14 protein-coding genes are annotated in these 19,498 nt (G+C 72.6%); 8 read left to right on the top strand and 6 right to left on the bottom strand.

Annotated features, from left to right (window positions below; translation table 11 throughout):
• The first annotated feature begins 46 nt into the window (after positions 1–46).
• On the top strand, positions 47–205 hold the full coding sequence (locus AC5L36_RS06765) for a hypothetical protein (RefSeq protein WP_441220689.1): 159 nt from the start codon (positions 47–49) through the stop codon (positions 203–205).
• Between the two features lie 609 nt (positions 206–814).
• Here the strand turns inward: AC5L36_RS06765 and AC5L36_RS06760 are convergent.
• From AC5L36_RS06760 to AC5L36_RS06740, 5 genes are all read right to left on the bottom strand, one after another.
• Positions 815–1,045: a ferredoxin gene (locus AC5L36_RS06760; protein WP_441220687.1), complete on the bottom strand. Its 231-nt coding sequence runs from the start codon at positions 1,043–1,045 to the stop codon at positions 815–817.
• Positions 1,039–2,241, bottom strand: a complete 1,203-nt coding sequence (locus AC5L36_RS06755) for a cytochrome P450 (RefSeq protein ID WP_441220685.1) — start codon at positions 2,239–2,241, stop codon at positions 1,039–1,041. Before AC5L36_RS06755 ends, AC5L36_RS06760 begins: the two co-directional genes overlap by 7 nt.
• A gap of 78 nt (positions 2,242–2,319) precedes the next feature.
• Entirely contained in the window at positions 2,320–4,590 is a 2,271-nt protein-coding gene (locus AC5L36_RS06750; RefSeq protein WP_441220683.1) for a glycoside hydrolase family 6 protein, read from the bottom strand.
• A gap of 154 nt (positions 4,591–4,744) precedes the next feature.
• Positions 4,745–6,109, bottom strand: coding sequence for a condensation domain-containing protein (locus tag AC5L36_RS06745; protein WP_441220681.1), 1,365 nt, complete (start codon positions 6,107–6,109; stop codon positions 4,745–4,747).
• An 82-nt stretch (positions 6,110–6,191) separates the two neighbouring features.
• The gene (locus tag AC5L36_RS06740) at positions 6,192–7,463 is read right to left on the bottom strand and encodes a vanadium-dependent haloperoxidase (protein ID WP_441220679.1); all 1,272 of its coding nucleotides are present in this window, start codon (positions 7,461–7,463) and stop codon (positions 6,192–6,194) included.
• 78 nt (positions 7,464–7,541) lie between these two features.
• Between AC5L36_RS06740 and AC5L36_RS06735 the strand changes: the two genes are divergently transcribed.
• A complete protein-coding gene (locus AC5L36_RS06735) occupies positions 7,542–8,030 on the top strand; it encodes an RrF2 family transcriptional regulator (RefSeq protein ID WP_441220677.1) in 489 nt (162 codons plus the stop codon).
• A gap of 14 nt (positions 8,031–8,044) precedes the next feature.
• Positions 8,045–9,331 (top strand): FAD-binding oxidoreductase, encoded by a 1,287-nt coding sequence (locus AC5L36_RS06730; RefSeq protein WP_441220675.1) that lies wholly within the window; start codon positions 8,045–8,047, stop codon positions 9,329–9,331.
• A 6-nt stretch (positions 9,332–9,337) separates the two neighbouring features.
• On the opposite strand, the gene sigJ is transcribed toward AC5L36_RS06730, so the two are convergent.
• Positions 9,338–10,261, bottom strand: a complete 924-nt coding sequence (gene sigJ, locus AC5L36_RS06725; RefSeq protein WP_441220673.1) for an RNA polymerase sigma factor SigJ — start codon at positions 10,259–10,261, stop codon at positions 9,338–9,340.
• A gap of 150 nt (positions 10,262–10,411) precedes the next feature.
• On the opposite strand from sigJ, the gene AC5L36_RS06720 reads away from it, so the two are divergent.
• The 5 genes from AC5L36_RS06720 (at position 10,412) to AC5L36_RS06700 (ending at position 18,639) form a co-directional block, all read left to right on the top strand.
• Entirely contained in the window at positions 10,412–10,849 is a 438-nt protein-coding gene (locus AC5L36_RS06720; RefSeq protein WP_441220671.1) for a nuclear transport factor 2 family protein, read from the top strand.
• A gap of 1,639 nt (positions 10,850–12,488) precedes the next feature.
• The gene (locus AC5L36_RS06715; RefSeq protein ID WP_441220670.1) at positions 12,489–13,031 is read left to right on the top strand and encodes a GNAT family N-acetyltransferase; all 543 of its coding nucleotides are present in this window, start codon (positions 12,489–12,491) and stop codon (positions 13,029–13,031) included.
• Positions 13,032–13,158: 127 nt separating this feature from the next.
• Positions 13,159–13,350, top strand: a complete 192-nt coding sequence (locus AC5L36_RS06710) for an O-methyltransferase (protein WP_441220668.1) — start codon at positions 13,159–13,161, stop codon at positions 13,348–13,350.
• 121 nt (positions 13,351–13,471) lie between these two features.
• On the top strand, positions 13,472–17,320 hold the full coding sequence (locus AC5L36_RS06705; RefSeq protein WP_441220666.1) for a Pls/PosA family non-ribosomal peptide synthetase: 3,849 nt from the start codon (positions 13,472–13,474) through the stop codon (positions 17,318–17,320).
• Positions 17,317–18,639: a M1 family metallopeptidase gene (locus AC5L36_RS06700; protein WP_441220664.1), complete on the top strand. Its 1,323-nt coding sequence runs from the start codon at positions 17,317–17,319 to the stop codon at positions 18,637–18,639. The genes AC5L36_RS06705 and AC5L36_RS06700 overlap by 4 nt, the downstream gene beginning before the upstream one ends.
• Positions 18,640–19,498: the final 859 nt, after the last annotated feature.

Raw genomic sequence — 19,498 nt, 5'->3', positions numbered from 1 at the left:
CGCGTGAGGCTTCCGGTGACCTCCTCGCGCTGTCAGAATGCCGGGCATGGACGAGACGAACGAAGACCAGGGCGCGACGATCGGGCGGCGGGCGTTCTTCGGGCGGACGCTGCTGGCGGCTGGCTCGCTGGCCGGCCTTGTCGCGCTCACCGGCTGCCCCGGCGGCGGCGATGGCGACGACGATGACGATGACGACGACGACTAGAGCTATCTGATCCAGGGCCGGCGCCCGGCGTGAGCTTCCTTCGAGGGCATATTTGCCCACGTCCGCGCCAGCTGCGGACCGTTTGCTCGGGGTCCCCGGGGAAACGTGGAGCGCAGCGGAGCGTTTTCTTGGGGTGCTTTCCCGCGGGCACCGTTCCCGGCCGGCGGCTCGCGGAGCGAGCCGAAACCCCCGGCCGTCCACTGCCAGGTCCGCGCGACAACCCCCCGGGGTCTTCGCGGCCAGTAGCAGGCCCCTACCTCCGACATCCTGACGCAGCGTAACCAGCCAAGGGACGAGGCTTCGAGATCTAGGAGACTTCGGGTTGAAATAGCGCCTAAACTCTCCTAGATCTCGAATCTCGCGCCGCTCACACCGCCGCGGCGGTTACCCGCGGCGACGAAACCCCTGTCGCGTTCCCGGATCGCCGATCCGGGAGCGGGGCATTGTGGACAAACGTCGACCGCCGCCAGGGGTGAGCGCGACCAGCGGCGGACGGGTGAGGTTTCCCGGGGGCCCCGCGCAGCGGTCTGGACCACGACGAACGTCGCGGTAGCTCAAATCTCTGTCCAATAGGAACTCAGGCCACGTCACCCCAACTTCGGAAGCTCTTTACAGCGGCTCGGGTGCGATCAGGCGGTCGGTGGAGTCGTGCACCGAGATGGCCATCACCGGGCAGAGCTCGGCCGCGTCGGTGATGGCCTCGTCGGGGTCGGCGTGGTCGCTGGCCGGGGTGGAGACGCCGTCGACCAGCGTGAACCACTCCGGGGCGGTGCCCGCGCAGGTGCCTGAGCCGATGCACCGGGCGGCGTCGACCGAAATCCTCCACTGTGGAGCTACCATGCGACGGGCATCCGTTTGAGGCCGCGGACCAGCAGGCCGCTCTTCCACTCCAGGTCCTCCTCGGGGCCGGCGAAACGCAGGCCGGGCAGGCGGTCGATCAGGGTGGCGACCGCGACCTGTAGCTCCATCCTCGCCAGCTGTGCGCCGATGCAGTGGTGCACGCCGTGGCCGAAACCCATGTGCGGGTTGGCCGAGCGGGTGAGGTCGAGCGTGTCGGGCTCGGCGAAGACCTCGTCGTCGCGGTTGGCCGACGCGACCGAGCCGATGACCGGCTCGCCGGCGCGGACGAGCACGCCGCCCAGCTCGATGTCTTCGAGGGCGTAGCGGGCGAACGAGGACGCCACGCCGAGCGGGACGTAGCGCATCAGCTCTTCGACCGCCGTGGGCACCAGGTCGGGGTCGGCCCGCAGCTGTGCCAGCTGGTCGGGGTGGGTGAGCAGCACGTAGACGAAGTTGGGGATCTGCGTCACGGTGGTCTCGTGCCCGGCGGCCAGCAGGCCGGCCAGCAGCCGCACCATCTCCTGCTCGGTCAGGCGGTCGTTGTCTTCGTCGCGGACCCGGACCAGCGCGCTGATGAGGTCGTCGGTCGGGGTGTCCCGGCGCTGGGCGATCAAGCCGGCCATGTAGGCCCAGAGACTGTCCAGGTAGGACTTGATCTGCTCAGGGGTGAGCGACGTGGTCGACACGATCGCCTCGGACCAGACGTGGAAGCGGTCCTGGTCGGTGACCGGGACGCCGAGCAGCTCGCAGATCACGGTGATCGGCAGGGGAGTGGCGAAGCGCTCGACCAGGTCGGCCGGCGGCCCGGCCTCGACCATGCGGTCGACGAGGCCGTCGGCGATCTCCCGGGCCCGGGGGCGCAGCTGCTCGACCCGCCGCGCGGTGAACGCCTTGGCGACCAGCCGGCGCAGGCGGGTGTGCTCGGGCGGGTCCATCGACAGGATGCCGCCCTCGATCTGGCGCGGGGTGATCCGCGGCTCGTCGCGCCCGACGCTGGCGGCGCGGCTGAAGCGCGGGTCGCCGAGCACGGTGCGGACGTCGGCGTAGCGGGTGGCCAGCCACGCCTCCTCACCGAACGGCAACCGCACCCGGGTCAGGGGCTCGGTGCGGCGCAGCTCGGCGTAGAAGGGATCGAGGCGGAGCCGGTCGGGCGCGTTGAACGGGTAGTCGCGCACGGGACGCTGGGTATCCGTCATGTCTACGGATCGTACTGAACTTTATCGATCGTTTGGGGCCCGGTGCGGCGGCCAACCGCGCCGGGCACCCAAGCCGGCCTAGAGCGGCGGGTACGCGTTTTGCATCAGCTGCCGGAACTGGGCCGGGAACCACGCGCCGAACGGCGGTGCGCCGGGCAGCGCGCCGGACGGTGTGCTGCTGCCGCGCGGCGGGCCGTCGTACGTGGGATCGCACATCCGGTCGAAGGCGGCGCCGGGGATCGGGATGCTCGCGCCGTCCGACTCGCCCGGCGGCTTGATCCACACATAGGCCTGGATGCCGTCCACGGGCGCGGCGGTGGGGCGCTCCCCGAGGCCGGCACCGGTCTGGTTGCAGTAGTTGCCCTTGCTGATCCGCCGGTCGATCCGCGACTCGTCGACGAACCAGTTGGCGTCGGTCGACGTCGACGGGCCGGTCGGGCGGGTCGGCCCGCCCCAACCGTTGCGGGAGGTGTCGATCAGGAGGCCGATGCCCGCGGGGAAGCCGGCCTGCACCAGCGGGACCCGCACCGCCTGGGCGAAGGTCAGCTCGTCGTTGAACTGGTTCCAATCCACCCACTTCGTGTAGGTGTACGGCGGGACCATCGGGATGAAGGGCTCGCGCAGCGCCGAGTAGTTGGCGGTGTTGGTGACGAACCCGCGCACGTTGGCCGTGGTGCTGCCGGACGCGCGGGCGGCCAGGGCCATCAGGTCGATCGTGGGCCGCAGGTTGTCCTCCCACCCGATCATGCCGTGGTGCGACAGGTCGAGGTAGTTGTAGACGTTCGGCACCGCGCCGAGCTTGGCGAGCGCGTAGCCGATGCCGTCGACGTAGCCGCGGTTGGCCGCCATCGCGTTGCAGAGCAGGGTCGCGAAGGGTCGCGTGCCGGTGCTGATGACCAGGTTGGGCAGCGAGTCCGGCTCGACGACCGTCACGACGCGCAGGTTGGCGTAGGCCGGACGGCCGAGGATCTCGGCGATCGGGTCGACGAACTCCGCCTTGTAGCGGGGCAGGTCGTCGGGGCCGAGCTCGCCTTCGGACGCCATCCGCCCGCAGTTGCGGCCGGGCAGGTCGTAGAGGACGAGCTGGACGACCATCGGCTGCCCGCCGGACTGGGCGACCGCCTCGTCGAGGTGCGCGGCGAGGCCCATCGCGCCCGCGCCGCCCTCGATGTCGGCGATGGTGTCGAGCCACACCGCCGTCGGCTGGTCGGCGACCCGCTCGCCGCCGGGCTCGGCGAGCGCCCTGGCGCTCCACTCTGGATTGACGTACACGCGGGCGCCCACATAGGGGTTGGCCGCCGGCGGCTGCGTCCCGTCGACCCAGAACCGGACCTGCGTCGCGGCGGCGCGCTGCGGTGTCCCGTCGTCGTACGCGGTGGCCTGCGCGGTGTGCTGGCCGGCGGGCACGCCCGTGAGCGTGGTGGTGTACGGCGCGGTGGTGTCGCTGGCCACGAGCCGGCCGTCGAGGTGGAAGTCGACGCGGGCCACGCCGTGGTCGTCGCTCGCCGTCGCGTCCAGCTGGATGGGGTCGGTCGAGCGGTACACCTGGTTGGGCACGGGACTGGTGAGCGCGACCGTCGGTACCTGGGTGTTGGGCGGGCCGACGGGCCGGCACGGCGTCCCGTTGAGCGTGAACGCGGTGGGCATCGTGTTGGCGCCGGTGTATGTCCCGTTGAAGCCGATGGCGATCCGGCGGCCGGGTGCCAGTCGCGCGTTCCACGGCGCGTTGCTTGTCGCGGTCACCTGGGGGCTGCCGGCCGCCTGGGACCAGGTCACCGGCCAGCTGGTGGTGATCCGCTGGTTGCCGGGGAACGTGAACGCGAGGGTCCACCCGTCGATCGCGTCGCCGGTGTTGTCGATCATGATGGAGACGCCGAAGGTGGTGCCGTTGTCCCACTGCTTCTCGTAGGTGATGCCGCAGCCCACCGCCGCTTGCGCGGCGGTGGGTGCGGTCAGGACGGCACCGGCCGCCAGCAGGGTCGTCAGGGCAAGGGCAACCACGCGGGTACGCATGCGACCAGCGTGACACGGAAATTGATCGATATCAATCAGACTTGAGTCGTCGCCAGCTCGCGCTCGACCGGTGCGGGCACCTCGTCCAGCTGGTGGCGGAGCTTCTCGCCCTCTACGTCCACATTGGGCAGTAGTTTTGTCGAGCCAGCGGGGCAGCCACCAGGCGGCCTTGCCGAGCAGCGTCATCACCGCGGGCACGATCGTCATCCGCACGATCAGCGGGTCGAAGAGCACGGCCACGCCGAGCGCGAAACCGATCGACTTGACGATCGACTCCGGCGAGAGGATGAAGCCGGAGAAGACGCTGATCATGATGATCGCGGCGGCGGTGACCACCCGGGCGCCGTGGCCGAAGCCGCTTCGCGGGTACCTCGCTCCAGATGATCGCCGACGAGCTGGGCGTCACGAAGGACGGGTGAGGCCGCGGGAGCGGCGGTCTGGACCACGACGGACGTCGCGGTAGCTCAAAATCTCTGTCTGATCAGGGGATTCAGGGGTTGAAGCCACCCGACTCCGAAAGCGACAGGGGTGCCGGGGTGAGGACGGCCGCCACCGCGGTCTCCTCCATCGCGTGGGCACAGTCGACCATCGCCTCGCGCGGCATGTACCAGGTGTCCGCCTCCAGCGTGAGGTGGAACGATCCAGGTGCCTCCTCGACGGCCGCGAACAGCCGCTCGCTGCCCCGCCGGGTCAGCGGCTCGTGGGTGAACGTCGTCGCCGGCAGCGCCGCGCGCACGTCGGCCGGCGCCGGCGGCTCGGCGACCGGTTCGTCCACTTCGGTCAGCCGGCGGTCGTTGTAGTAGCAGTCGATGTCGACCTCTTCGCCCCGCTCGCGGCTGATCCGGTCGACGAGCGCGGCCAGCTCCACCGGGTCGTAGTAGGAGTTCTTGAACGTGGCGATGACCCGCCGGCTCACCCGCGCCAGCGCCTCGTCGAAGCTGACGCCGGCGACGTCGACCGCGCACAGGCCGTACTGCGTGGTGACGCTGACCGAGTCGGCCAGCCCGCGCCGAAACCGGTTGTTGACCGCGATCCGGGTGACCGGCGGATGGATGCCGGTCACCCGCGCCAGCGCCACGAGGAACGTCGTGAGGATCACCTGCGCGGTCCCCGCCCGGGTGCGGCCGCGGATGACCTGGATCGCCAGGTGTGCCGCGGGCGAGTCGAACCGGAGCTTCCAGTGCCGTGGCTCGCCCCGGTCGACCGGCGCCGGAAACCGCCGGGCGGGCACCCGGCGCAGCACGTCCGCCCACTGGCGCAGCACCGCTTCGCTGTGCCGCCGGCCGGCGGGGGAGTGCTGCCAGCGGGCCTGCTCCAGCGGCTGCATCGCGGTGACCGGCTTTGGCGGCGCGCCACCCAGGGCGTCCCGCTCCCGCAGGTCGGCGAGCACCGCGAGCGCGCCGAACGCGTCCCACACGACGTGGCAGACGGTCAGCACCCGGTACGCGGGCACCCCGTCCTTCAGGATCGCGGCGAGGAAGATCGGCCAGTCGCCGGCGAAGTCGAAATCGCGGGCGGCGTACCGGTACGCCATCCGGTCGGCGACGTCCGACGGGTCCTCGTCGCCCGCCTCGACGACGTCCACAGTGGTCTCGCCCGAGGCGTGCACCTCCTGGACGGCCGGGCCGCCGGTGGGAAACCGCAGGCGGGTGCGGAGCACCTGGTGGCGGCCCATCAGGTAGCGCAGCCAGCCGGCCACGTCGTCCAGCGTGGTGCCGGCCGGCAGCGGCTCGCAGTGCGACAGCGCCAGCCAGGCCCGCTGGCGCTTCATCGCGCCCAGGATCTCGAGCTGGCCCCAGCTGAGGCCGGCGACGCCACTACCCTCGCCCGCGAAGCGCACCACCATCTGCCCCATGACAACCCAGACTCGACGTGGCCGGTCGAACACTGGCAGGAGATCGATGGACTCCCACGTCATCCCGGGTAGCCGCGGGCGATCACCGGGGGCCGAACGCCTGACCGAGGACGTCCCGGGTGACGACCCGGCCGAGCCGATCGCCGTCCACGGACGCGGTGCGGTAGTGCACGCCGGCCCAGACCCGGGCACCGACCAGCTCGGCCGCGGCCGCGGCGAGGCTGCCGTAGTGGCGGGTGGTGCCGGAGTCGGCGCTGTAGGCGCTGAACGAGAGGTTGTCCCGGCCGAAGAACGACCGCAGGGCCGTCATCGTCGCCGACGTGAAGCAGGCGTGCCCCGAGGGGTACTCCGTCGAGGGCGCCGTGGTCCGCAAGGGCGTCCAGGCCGGGTCGGCGGTGGTGGCGGGGTTGCCGTCGGTGTCCGCGAGCGGGATCGCCGTCACCGGCCGCCAGAAGCTCCAGAACTTCTTCTCCTTGTAGCAGGCGATCAGCGTGTCGACGGCGGCCATGTCCACCATCGCGAACATGCGGGCGGTCTGGAGCGCGCTGAGCCGGTGGGTCGCCGCGAGCTGGCGGGTGATCTGCCACTCCACCATGCGGTAGTCGTCCCACCAGATCGCCGCCTCGGTCTGGTCCGCTGTGCGTACCGTGCTGGTGGCCGAACCGACGGCCTTGACCTCGTTGAGGTCGCGCGCGTAGGCGGTGCTGGTCAGGGCGGGCGGCCCCGGCGTGTCGAAGTCGTCGGGGTCGCCGATCACGAACGGCTTCAACGTGGCGAACCAGGCGCCGGCCTGGAGGAAGTCGGGCGGGGTCGGCCGCCACTGGCCCGGCTCGGTGCCGACCCGCCACGTCGCGTCGGAAAACGCGCCGTCGTCGACCCGGGCGGCGATCATCGCGACGGCCGCGGCTTCACCCACGGCGACGCCGCCGCGCTCGGAAGGACCGTCCGGGATCGCGGCCAGCGACTCGTCGTACCGCACGCGCAGCGCGTCGGCCTGGGCCGGGAAGAGGGAGAGCAGCACGCGGTACGACGCGGCGGCGACGGCGGCCGCGGTCGAGTCGCCGGGCCGGCCGCGGGGCGCGACGAGGTACGGCTCGTACGGGGTACCGGCGATCGCGTTGACCGCGTCGTACACCGCGCCCTGCACCATGGCGAAGCTGCGCGCGGTCGCGGTCGGCGACTGCCGGGCGACCTCGTAGATGGCGGTCTGGGCGTGGACGTTCCAGGTGATGACGGCGTTGGGTGCGGCGGCGGGCCCGGCCTGCGCGGCGGCCGGCGGTGCTGCCACCGCCGGCCCGGCCAGGGCGAGCGCGGCCACCACCGCGACGGCACGCGACCTGCTAAACCCTGTCATGACAGCTCAACATAGACCCGCGTGACTTCAGATCGGTTTCACCTTGCGCGGCTAATCCTGGACATGTAATGTCCAGGTATGCGGATGAGCGAGGGCGTCGAGTGGGCGTTGCACAGCTGTCTCAACATGAGCTGGCTGCCGGCCGGTCAGGCCGTGCCCGCGGCCAAGCTCGCCGCCTTCTACGGGCTGCCCGCCGCATACCTCAACAAGCAGCTCCAGGCGCTGGCCCGCGCCGGCATCGTCTCGTCGACGTCCGGCCCGCGCGGCGGCTTCCAGCTGGCCCGTAGCCCCGAGCGGATCACGCTGCTCGACGTGGTGGTGGCCATCGAGGGCCCGGAGGAGGCGTTTCGCTGCGAGGAGCTGCTCAAGCGCGGGCCGGGCGCCGATCCCGCGGTCGACTACCGCCAGGCGTGCCTCGTCGCGCGGGCGATGCGGCGGGGCGACCTGGCCTGGCGGCGCGAGCTGGCCGGGCAGACCCTGGCCGACCTCAAGGCCGACGTGGAGCGCGCATATCCCGCCACGCCCGGCAACACGGTGAACAGGTTCGCGGCACTGCGCGGTTTTTAGGAGGGCAATTCTAGATGTTGGATATCCAGGATAATGTTCGCGGCCGGGTCTGGCTGCCCGGCACGCCTGACTTCGACGCGGCCCGCCGGCCGTGGAATCTCGCTGTCGAGCAGCCCGTGGCGGCGGTCGTCGAGGCCGCCGACGCGGACGACGTCGCCGCGCTGGTCCGCCACGCCCGCGCCACCGGGTTCGCCATCGCGACCCAGCCCAACGGGCACGGCGCGACCGGCCGCACCGGCGGCACCGTCCTGCTGCGCACCCGCCGGCTGGACACGATCGAGGTCGACCCGGTGGCCCGCCGCGCCCGCGTGGGCGCGGGCGTGTCCTCCGGCCGGCTCCAAGCCGCCGCCGCGCCGCACGGCCTGACCGGGCTCCCCGGCAGCTCGCCGGTAGTCAGCGTCACCGGCGTGGCACTCGGCGGCGGGCTGAGCTGGTTCGGCCGCAAGCACGGCTGGGTCGCCGACAGCGTCACCGCCTTCGACGTCGTCGATGCCGGCGGCCGGCCGCGGCACGTCACCGCCGACACCGAGCCGGACCTCTTCTGGGCGCTGCGCGGCGGGGGCGGCGACTTCGCCATCGTCACCGCGCTGGAGATCGCCCTGCACCCGGCGCCCACCCTCTACGGTGGCCGGACACTGTGGACCGCCGAGCACGCGCCGGCCGTCGCGGACGCCTACCGCCGGATCACCGCGACCGCCCCGGACGAGCTGACCGTCTGGTTCGACCTGTTGCACTTCCCGGGCGCGCCGCCGATGGTCGCCGTCGACGCCACCTACCTCGGCGCCGAAGACGAGGCGCGCGACCTGCTGTCCCCGTTGGACGGCCTGCCGGCGCCGCTCTCCGACAGCAGGAAGGTCATGCCGGTCACCGAGCTGGGCTCCATCACCGCCGAGCCGACCGATCCGAGCGCGGGCCTGTCCCACGCCGAGCTGCTGACCACATTGGACGACGCCGCGGTCGGCGCGCTGCTGGAGAGCCCGATCGCGCCACTGCTGAGCGTGCAGGTGCGGCACCTGGGCGGGGCGTTCGCCGCTCCGTCGGACAGCCCGCACGGCCCGCTCACCGAGCCGTACGCGCTCTACCTCTTCGGCCTGCCCACCGACCCCGCGGCGGTCGTCGCGAAGCGGCGCGCACTGGCCGGGTCGCTGCCCACCAGCGGCCGCAAGCCCTTCACGTTCCTCGACCCGGAGGAGACGGTGGCGGACGCGTTCGGCCCGGAGGCGCTGGCCCGGCTCCGCGACATCAAGCGGCGGCACGACCCGGACGGCGTCTTCCGCGCCAACTTCCCCACGGGCGGGTGACCGGCGTCAGCTCGCGCTCCACGGGCGGAGCTTCTCCGGGTTGCGCACCGCCCATATGTGCTTGATCCGGCCGTCCACCACGTCGAAGGCGATCACCACTCCCACCGCGCCGTCGACTTCGCCGACCAGGCCCGGCTGGCCGTTGACCGTACGCTCCAGGAGCCGCATGCCGGTGGCCCGGCCGGCGAGGTCGGCGAAGTAGCGGGCCACCCGCTCGCCGCCCACGATCGGCTCGATCGCGGCGGTGACGAGCCCGCCGCCGTCGCCGACCGCGATGGCGTCCGGGTCGAGGATGTCGATCAGCGCCTGGATGTCCTGCGCCTCCCACGCCTGCCGGAAGTCCCGCACGATGCCGGCCCGCTCGGCCGGCGGGGTTGCGGGGGCCTGCGACGCCTGGATGCGGCGGCGGGCCGACGAGGCCAGCTGGCGGCAGCCCGCCGGGGTACGGCCGACGATCTTCGCCACCTCGGCGAACGAGTAGCGGAAGACGTCGTGCAGCACGAACGCCACCCGCTCGGCCGGCGTCATCGACTCCAGCACGACGAGAAACGCCATGTTGATCGACTCGTCGAGCGTGACCCGGTCGGCCGGGTCGGCGCCGATCGCCGCCGCACGCCCGCTGACCAGCTCCGCCGGCCCGGGCACCGGCTCCGGGAGCCACTCGCCCACGTAGCGCTCGCGCCGGGCCCGCGCCGAGCCGAGCAGGTCGAGGCAGATCCGGCTGGCCACCGTGGTCAGCCAGGCGCCGGGCGTCTCGATCTCCTCCCGCCGCTCCGGCGCCATCGCGTACCAGCGGGCATACGTCTCCTGCACGACGTCCTCGGCGTCGGCCAGCGAGCCGAGCAGCCGGTACGCCAAGCTGATCAGCTGGCGCCGCTCGCTCATGATCGCGCTCAGCGTCGGGTCGAGCGGCTCGTCCTGCCTGCTCATCGGTGGTTCTCCCTCGGTCGCGGCCGTCCCTCACAGGTTCGACGAGACACCGCACGGGAATGTGAGGTTGGCGCCCACCTCACATTACGAGGCGTCGCGTCGTCGTACCCGGTGGGACTCAAACCGATCGATTCGACAAGGAGCACACCGATGAACGACTTCCAGGCCATCGCTGACCGCGTCGAGATCGAGGCGCTGCGCGCGGAGTTCACCGACGCGTCGATGACGCACGACTGGGACCGCTTCGCGTCGCTGTTCACCGAGGACGGCGCCTGGCGGATGCCGCACATCGACGTGGAGCTCGCCAGCCGCGAGGAGATCCGCGCCGGCGTCGAACGCCTGCGCGGCATGTGGGCCTACTTCGTGCAGAACGCCCATCCGGGCACGATCCAGCTCGACGGCGACACCGCCACCGGCCGCGCGTACATCGCGGAGTTCGGCCGCTTCCACGACGGCCGGTCCAACCTCAACTACTCCCTGTACCACGACCGCTACGAGCGCACCCCGGCCGGCTGGCGCTTCGCCGAACGCCTCTACGAGGTCCGCTACGTCGACACCAGCCCCCTCCCCGGCGAGGCCTCGAAATAGCCGCCAAGGCCGCCAGGCCACCCCGAGATCTCTCGGAGTCGACTTAGTAAGTTTCCAAAGACATATTTGCCCATGTCCGCGTCACCTGTAGACCGTATGCTCCCGCGGGCACCGCTCCGGCCGGCGGCTCGCAGCGCTCGCCGAGATCCCCGGCCTCCACTGCCACCTCCGCGGTGCAAGCCCGTCGCTTCTTCGTTTGTGGTGGTTAGTGCGCCTCCGGCGGGGCCTCGGGCTTCGCACGCTGGCCGCGAAACACCATGACCGGCGGATCGCCGGCCACCTTCCCACTGGTTGGGGAGGCGGCTCAGCATGTGGACGGCGCCATGATCGTTAGCCCGTTTAGGGCGCGACACGCCGAAGACCACGCCCTTATCGGGCTAACGATCACGCGATGCGGCCGCCGCGTTCCGCATCTCCCACGTGACGGGACAATCGGTCAGGATCTGGAAGGCGTCGTGGTGGACGCCGGGGCTTGCGAAGCCTTGCTGAGCCGGGCCGCAGGCCCCAAATCGGAGTTTGAGCCGGTTGTCCGCTTGCTCTGCGGTTTCGGCTCGCTTGTGGTTGCGGTTACTGCGCCTCCGGCGGGGTCTCGGGCTCCGGCCGGGCCGTCCCCGGCTTGTTCACTCTTCTTGGTGGGTGGTTGCGGTGGGAGCCGTGTCGTATGCCGTCGTCCAGGCTGAGCCGAGCAGGCCAGCGCCGGGGCCGCCAGCCGCCGTCTGATTGTCACGGTGCGCGGGTCGTGGCGGCCCCGGCGCTGGTCTGCTCCCCGTGCGGGTGGACGACGGCATACGGCACGGCTCGGGCTACGCCCGCTGGCTGCGGCAAGGGCGGGGCTGGCCGCGTGGGTCATGACCGTTTCCGCCGACAACTTGCCGGCAGATCCTTTCCCGGGTCCTGGTCAGCGGTGGACCGTATGCTCCCCGCTGGCAAGGTCCGCTCCGGCCACCGGGCTATCGGTTACATGGCGTCACCGGCCCGCGACATCCGTCGCGATCCGCACCGCCGCAGCCAGCGGCCTCACCCCATCCGCCGCCGGGCCGCACCCACCCCTGTCCACGATGTCTGCTCTCGGAACGGCGATCCACCAACAACCGGGGCTTCGTCGCCGCGAGTGACCGCCGCGACGGTGCGAGCGGCACAAGACTCCTGGTCGCAGACGTTCCCTGCTAAGTCTGGCGGCCTCGGCGCGGGGTCTCTGAGCTGGGGAAGGCATTGCGCCACACGCCGTCTCAAAACTCCGAAGTCGAGGGCAGTTGCGTACCACGATCTGCTGGCGTGCCCCGATCTCTCACACCGATCGAGGAAGATGCCCGACATGGCGCGCCGGTAGCGTCGCCCGCTTTCTGAGGCGAGCGTTGCCAACAAAGCGGGGATTTGCTGCCTCAGAACGCTGACCAGGAAAGGCCGTCCGTACATGGGCTTGTCTCGCGGGCCTGGCAGCGGAGGTCGGGGGTTTCGGCGAGCGCTGCGAGCCGCCGACCGGAGCGGCGCCCGCGGGAGCATACGGTCCGCAGGTGACGCGGACGGGGGCGAATCCGCTTGAGAGACGTCGCGACGGCGGCCTTCGGGCATGAGGCTAATCGGTCGCCCTTCGTAAATCGGTGTCGTCGGGCGTTCCGGTGCGGGATGCTCGGCGGTGATGACTGATCAGGGTGATGGTGAATCGCGGCCGGTGGTGCGCATCGTGCACCTGGACGGGGCGGCGTTCCGGGCGCTCGTCGAGGGTGACCTCGCCGCCGCGAACGCGGCCAGTCCGGTGCCGCTCTCGGCCTTCATCGCCGGTCCGGACGCCCGGTCGGTGTGGGGGATGCGGCTGCGGCAGTACGAGGAGGACCCGGCCACCGGCGCCTGGGTGACCGGGATCATCTGGGACGAGCGGCGGCAGGTCGCGGTCGGCTGGGCCGGCTATCACGGGCCGCCGGACGCCGCCGGGATGGTGGAGATCGGCTACACCGTCGACCCGGCCTACCGCCGCCGTGGCTACGCGCGCGCCGCCCTGGAGGCGCTCCTGGCGCGGGCCGCGCGGGAGCCGGGAGTGCGCACCGTGCGGGTGAGCATCCGGCCCGACAACAAGCCCTCCTACGGGCTGGCCGCGCAGTACGGCTTCGTCGAGGTCGGCGACCAGTGGGACGAAGAGGACGGCCTCGAGATCGTCTACGAGCGCCCCGCGGGCCAAGCCTGACGATGGACGACACCCCGGCGCGCGTGCCGGCCGCGTTGCCGCCGACGCCGAACGGTGGCTGTCCACATACGACGGTGAACCGTTCGACCTGGCGTTCGTCGACTGCCTCCCGGGCAAGTTCCACCGCATGGACGACGTGCTCGGCCTGCTGCGGCCCGGCGGGCTCTACATCGGCGACGACCTGCTCTCGCGACCCACCTGGCCGGCGGAGCACGAGGAGCGGGTGGCCGCGTTCCTGACCAGCCTGCCGCAGGTGCCGAGGCTGCGGTCGACGACCATCGCGTGGGCCTCCGGCCTAGTCGTCGGGGTGCGTGTCTGAGCACACGCCGGGTGTGGCGGCGAACACGAAAGCGCCATACGGGCGTTACGTCCAGTTCATCTGCCGTAGGCTTATCGGCTGGCCGCGCGCCCCTTCTGGCGTCCGTCCGGAAAGGTGCGCGATGACCCTGACTCCCGTGCTGCCCGTTGCCGCCCCGGCTGTGTTCGCGTCGGACCGTGCGCCCGACCCCCGTACGCTGCTGGACATCTTCGCCGAGACGGTCGCCCGGCACCCGGACGCGCCGGCCATCGACGACGGCACCGAGGTGCTGGACTACCGCCGGCTGGCCGCCGAGGTCGCGGCCGTGTCCGAAAAGCTCGCGGCGGTGGGCATCGGCAGCGGCGACCGGGTCGGCATCAGGATCTCCTCGGGCACCGCGGAGCTGTACATCACGATCCTCGGCGTGCTCGCGGCCGGCGCGGCGTACGTGCCGGTCGACGCCGACGACCCCGACGAGCGCGCGGACCTCGTGTTCACCGAGGCCGGCGTGTGCGCGGTGCTCGGCGACGGCGGCGCGGTAAGCATCCGGGCGGCCGGCAACGAGCCGCGCCCCGACGACGACGCCTGGATCATCTTCACCTCCGGCTCGACCGGCAAGCCGAAGGGCGTCGCGGTCAGCCACGCGTCGGCCGCGGCGTTCGTCGACGCCGAGGCGGAGCTGTTCCTGGCCGCGGCGCCGATCGGGCCGGGCGACCGCGTGCTCGCCGGGCTGTCGGTGGCGTTCGACGCCTCGTGCGAGGAGATGTGGCTGGCCTGGCGGCACGGCGCGTGCCTGGTGCCGGCCGCGCGTTCGCTGGTGCGCAGCGGCGTCGACCTCGGCCCCTGGTTGGCCGAGCGGCGGATCAGCGTGGTGTCCACCGTGCCGACGCTCGCCGCGTTGTGGCCGGCGGAGGCGCTCGACGGCGTGCGGCTGCTCATCTTCGGCGGCGAGGCGTGCCCGCCCGAGCTCGCCCAGCGGCTGGCCGTCCCCGGCCGCGAGGTCTGGAACACGTACGGGCCGACCGAGGCGACCGTGGTGGCCTGCGCCGCCCGGCTCACCGGCGACGGCCCGGTGCGGATCGGGCTGCCACTCGCGGGCTGGGCGCTGGCGGTCGTCGACGTGGCCGGCGAGCCGGTGCCGATGGGCGCCACGGGCGAGCTGGTGATCGGCGGCGTGGGGCTGGCCCGCTACCTCGACGAGGCGAAGGACGCGGAGCGGTTCGCCCCGCTGCCCTCGCTCGGCTGGGCGCGCGCCTACCGCAGCGGCGACATCGTGCGCGCCGAGCCGGAAGGGCTCGTCTTCGTCGGCCGAAACGACGAGCAGATCAAGCTCGGCGGCCGCCGCATCGAGCTGGGCGAGGTCGACGCCGCGCTCCAGGCGCTGTCCGACGTCGCCGGCGCGGCCGCGGCGGTGCGCCGCACCAAGGCCGGCAACCAGCTCCTCGTCGGATACGTGACCGTCCTGGAGGGGGCCGCCTTCGACGCCGGCGCGGCCGCCGCCCGACTGCGCGAGCAGCTGCCCGCCGCGCTGGTGCCGCTGCTCGCGGTCGTCGACGCGCTGCCCACGCGTACCTCCGGGAAGGTCGACCGCGACGCGCTGCCCTGGCCACTGCCCACAGTGGACGCCGACCCGGCGGCACTCACGCCGACCGAGGAGTGGCTCGCCGAGGGGTGGGCCGAGATCCTCGGCGTGCGCCCCACCGAGCCGGACGCCGACTTCTTCCGCAGCGGCGGCGGCAGCCTTGCCGCGGCACAGCTCGTCGCCTGGATTCGCACCCGCCACCCCCACGTGTCGGTCGGCGAGCTCTACCAGCGCCCGCGCCTCGACGACCTGGCGTCCGCGCTCGACGAGCGCGAGACCGCGAGCGTCACCACCAGGCGGGAGATCGCGCCCACGCCCCGCCGGGCCGGCGCCATCCAGACCCTGCTCATGGCGCCGCTGCTGACGATCGTCGGCCTGCGCTGGCTGACCGTGCTGGCCGCCGTCGCCAAGCTGCTGGGCACCCCGTGGGCGCCGGCCGTCTCCTGGTGGTGGGTGGCGCTCGGCTGGTTCGTGCTCTTCAGCCCGGTCGGCCGGATCGCCATCTCGGCCGGCGGGGCACGGCTGCTGCTGTCCGGCGTACGGCCGGGCAGCTACCCCCGCGGCGGGAGTGTCCACCTGCGACTGTGGACCGCCGAGCGGCTCGCCGACCTGAGCGGCGCCACCAGCGTGGCCGGCGCGTCCTGGATGATCCGGTACGCGCGGGCGCTCGGCGCCGACATCGGGCGCGACGTCGACCTGCACTCGGCGCCGCCGGTCACCGGCCTGCTCAAGCTGGGCCGGGGCGCGGCCGTCGAGCCGGAGGTGGACCTCTCCGGTTACTGGGTCGACGGCGACGCCGTCCACATCGGATACACCTGGGTCGGCGCCGGTGCGCGGATCGGCGCGCGCAGCACGCTGCTGCCCGGCGTGCGGGTCGGCAAGGGCGCGGAGATCGGCCCCGGCTCGACCGTGCGCGGTTCGGTGCCGGCGGGCCAGCGCTGGGTTGGCGCCCCGGCCACCCGCGCCGGCAAGAGCGCGCACACCTGGCCGGACCGCCGCCCGACCCGTTCCCGGCGGTGGGTCGCGATGTACGGGGTGACCTCGTTCCTGCTCGGCATCCTGCCGGCCCTCGCCGCGCTGCCCGGGATCGCGATCCTGGCCCGCGCGTCCACCGGCGCGGCCACGCTCGGCGGCGCGGTCACCGGCGCGCTCGCCGCCATGCCGCTCGCCGCGCTGGCCTACGTCGCCGGTTACGCGCTGCTGGTGCTCGTCGCCGTGCGGGCGTTGAGCATCGGGCTGCGCGCGGGCTACCACCCGGTGCACAGCCGGGTGGCCTGGCAGGTGTGGGCCACCGAGCGGCTGATGGGGATGGCGCGCGTCGGGCTCTTCCCGCTGTACGCCAGCGTGCTCACCCCCGCCTGGCTGCGCCTGCTCGGCGCCAAGGTCGGGCGCGGCGTGGAGGCCTCGACCGTGCTCGCGCTGCCCAAGATGACCACCGTCGCCGACGGCGCGTTCCTCGCCGACGACACGATGGTAGCCACGTACGAGCTGCGGCAGGGCTGGCTGCACGTGGCACCCACCCGGATCGGCAAGCAGGCGTTCCTCGGCAACTCCGGGATGGCCGCGCCCGGACACTCGGTGCCGAAGCGGGGCCTGGTCGGCGTGCTCTCCTCGGCGCCGCGCAAGGCCAAGAAAGGCTCGTCGTGGCTGGGCATGCCGCCCATGCCGCTGCGCCGCGCACCGGAGGAGGCGGACAGCAGCCGCACCTACGCCCCGCCGGTCCGCCTCAAGGCGGCCCGCGCGGTGGTCGAGCTCTTCCGTCTGGTACCGGTGGCGTGCGCCGGCGCCCTCGCGGTGGTCGTGCTGGGCGCGCTCGCGGCGATCTGGCGGGCGCTCGGCCCGGTGGCCGCCGGCGCGCTCTCCGGCGCCGTCCTGCTCGCCGCCGCGGTGCTGGCCGCCGCGACAGCCACCGCGACGAAGTGGTTGCTGGTCGGGCGGTTCCGGGCCGGCGACCGTCCACTGTGGGACTCGTTCGTGTGGCGCAACGAGCTCGCCGACACGTTCGTCGAGGTGCTCGCGGTGCCGTGGCTCGTCCCGGCGGCGACCGGCACTCCCGTGCTGACCGGCTGGCTGCGTACGATGGGCGCGAAGATCGGCCGCGGGGTGTGGCTGGAGACGTACTGGCTGCCGGAGATGGACCTCGTGCGCCTCGGCGACGGGGCGACCGTCAACCGGGGGTGCGTCGTGCAGACCCACCTGTTCCATGATCGGATCATGAGTATGGACGAGGTGACGCTGGCGCCCGGCGCCACGCTGGGCCCGCACGGGATCGTGCTGCCCGGCGCCACGATCGGCGCGCGGACCACGGTCGGCCCCGGCTCGCTGGTGACCCGCGGTGACACCGTGCCGGCCGACACGCGCTGGCTCGGCAACCCGATCGCCGCCTGGCCGGCCCGCGCCCGGGAATGACCGCCGCCGCCCAGCCCGGTGCGGAGCGCTCCGGCGACCCGTACCTCCCGGAACACGGCAACGGCGGCTACCGCACCAGCCACTACGACCTCGACCTCGACTACCGGATCGTCACCAACCGGCTGACCGGCCGGGCGGTCGTCACGGCGGTCGCCGCCCAGGCGCTGTCCCGGTTCAGCCTCGACCTGGCCGGGCTGCGGGTCAGCCACGTGCTCGTGGACGGCGTCGCCGCGCGGTTCACCCAGGTGGGCCATAAGCTGCGGGTGCGGCCGGCCCGCCCGGTGGACGAGGGTGCGGAGTTCCGGGTCGAGGTCCGCTATGGCGGGCGCCCCCGCCCGGTCCGCGGGCGGTGGGGCGACATCGGGTGGGACGAACTGACCGACGGCGTGCTGGTCGCCAGCCAGCCGGTCGGCGCGCCGTCCTGGTTTCCGTGCAACGACCACCCCGCGGACAAGGCGAGCTATCGCATCGCGGTGACAGCGCCGACGCCGTACACCGTCGTCGCCACCGGAAAGCTGGCCGACCGCCGGCGGAGCGCGAGCACCACCGCGTGGGTCTACGAGCTGCCGGAGCCGACCCCCGCCTACCTGGTGAGCGTCCAGATAGGACGGTACGAGCGGGTCAACCTCTACAGTGGCGGACCGGCGCAGCGGGCGGCGGTGCCGGCACGGCTGCGGCAGCGGTTCGCCCACGACTTCGGCCGCCAGGGCGAGATGATGGAGGCGATGCAGCGCTTCTTCGGCCCGTACCCGTTCGCCGAGTACTCCGTCGTCGTCACCGACGACGACCTCGAAGACCCGATCGAGGCGCAGAGCATGTCCGTCTTCGGCGCCAACCACGTCGACGGGCGGCGCACGCACGAGCGGCTGGTGGCGCACGAACTGGCCCACCAGTGGTTTGGCAACAGCCTGACGGTGGCCGACTGGCGCCACATCTGGCTCAACGAGGGCTTCGCGACGTACGCCGAGTGGCTGTGGTCGGGGGTCTCCGGCGGCCCACCGGTGGACGCGCTGGCCCGGATGTGGCACGCGCGGCTCGCCGCCCGCCCGGCCGACCTGCGGATCGCCGACCCGGGCGTGGCCCGGATGTTCGACGAACGGCTCTACAAGCGCGGCGCGCTCACCCTACACGTGCTGCGCCGCGAGGTGGGCGACGAGCGGTTCTTCCGGATCCTGCGCGGCTGGGTCGCCGAACACCGCCACGGCACGGTCACCACCCCGGCGTTCACCGCCCTGGCCGAGCGCCTGGCCGGCCGGTCGCTGGCGTCGCTGTTCCGGGCCTGGCTCTACTCGGCACCACTGCCTGGCCTGCCCGGCTGACGTCGCCGCGCGGCCCGCCACCTGACCCCCGCCACGGTCACCACACCCGACGACGCCGCGCTCACCGTCGCCGTCTGGGGCGGACCCGCCCTGTGGGCACTAGAACTGCCGCCGTCGGGGCCTTGCGAGAGAGCTTTCGGAGTCGGGTTGCTTCGGCCTCTGGATCCACTTGGACAGAAGATGTGAGCTACCGCGATGCCCGTCGTGGTCCGTGCCGTTGCTCCCGCGGCCTCACCCGTCCGCCGTGGGTCACGGTTACCCCGGCGGCTGCGCCGGGCCATGCGGCCCCGGCCTGGGGTGGGTACGCTCGGGATGCGTTTGCTCTGCTTCCCTGGAGGGGCCACCCTGCATTGGGGTCGCCGCTACCGGGAGGTTGTCGGGTGTGGAGGCAGGAAATCTAGAGACCTTTCGGAGTCAGGGTCGCCGCGGTCTCGAAAGCTCGATTCGAAGCAGGCTTGAGCTGCCGCGCGACGTCCGTCGTGGTCCCGACCGCCGCCCGGGTGGCCTGACCCGTCCGCCGCTGGTCACGCTCACCCCGCGCACGGTTTGTCCACAATGCCCCTTGCCGAGGCGACCGGCACCAGACCGGACAGAGGCACTGTCACCACGGGTAACCGCCGCAGCGGCGTGAACAGGATCCGATGCCAGATCTTGGAGAGTTAGGGCGCCATATCAACCCTCGGTCTCCTAGATCTCGAGGCCCGACCCCCGATGCTGGTGACGCTGCGTCGGGATGTCGTTGGTAGGGGCTTGCCCCGCGGGCCTGGCAGTGGACGGCCGGGGATTTCGGCTCGCCCTGGCGAGCCGCCGGCCGGGAGCGGTGCCCGCGGGAGCATACGGTCCGCAGCTGACGCGGACC

The sequence above is a fragment of the Phytohabitans sp. LZ39 genome (assembly GCF_059359075.1).
This window is presented reverse-complemented; position numbering and strand designations above follow the sequence as displayed.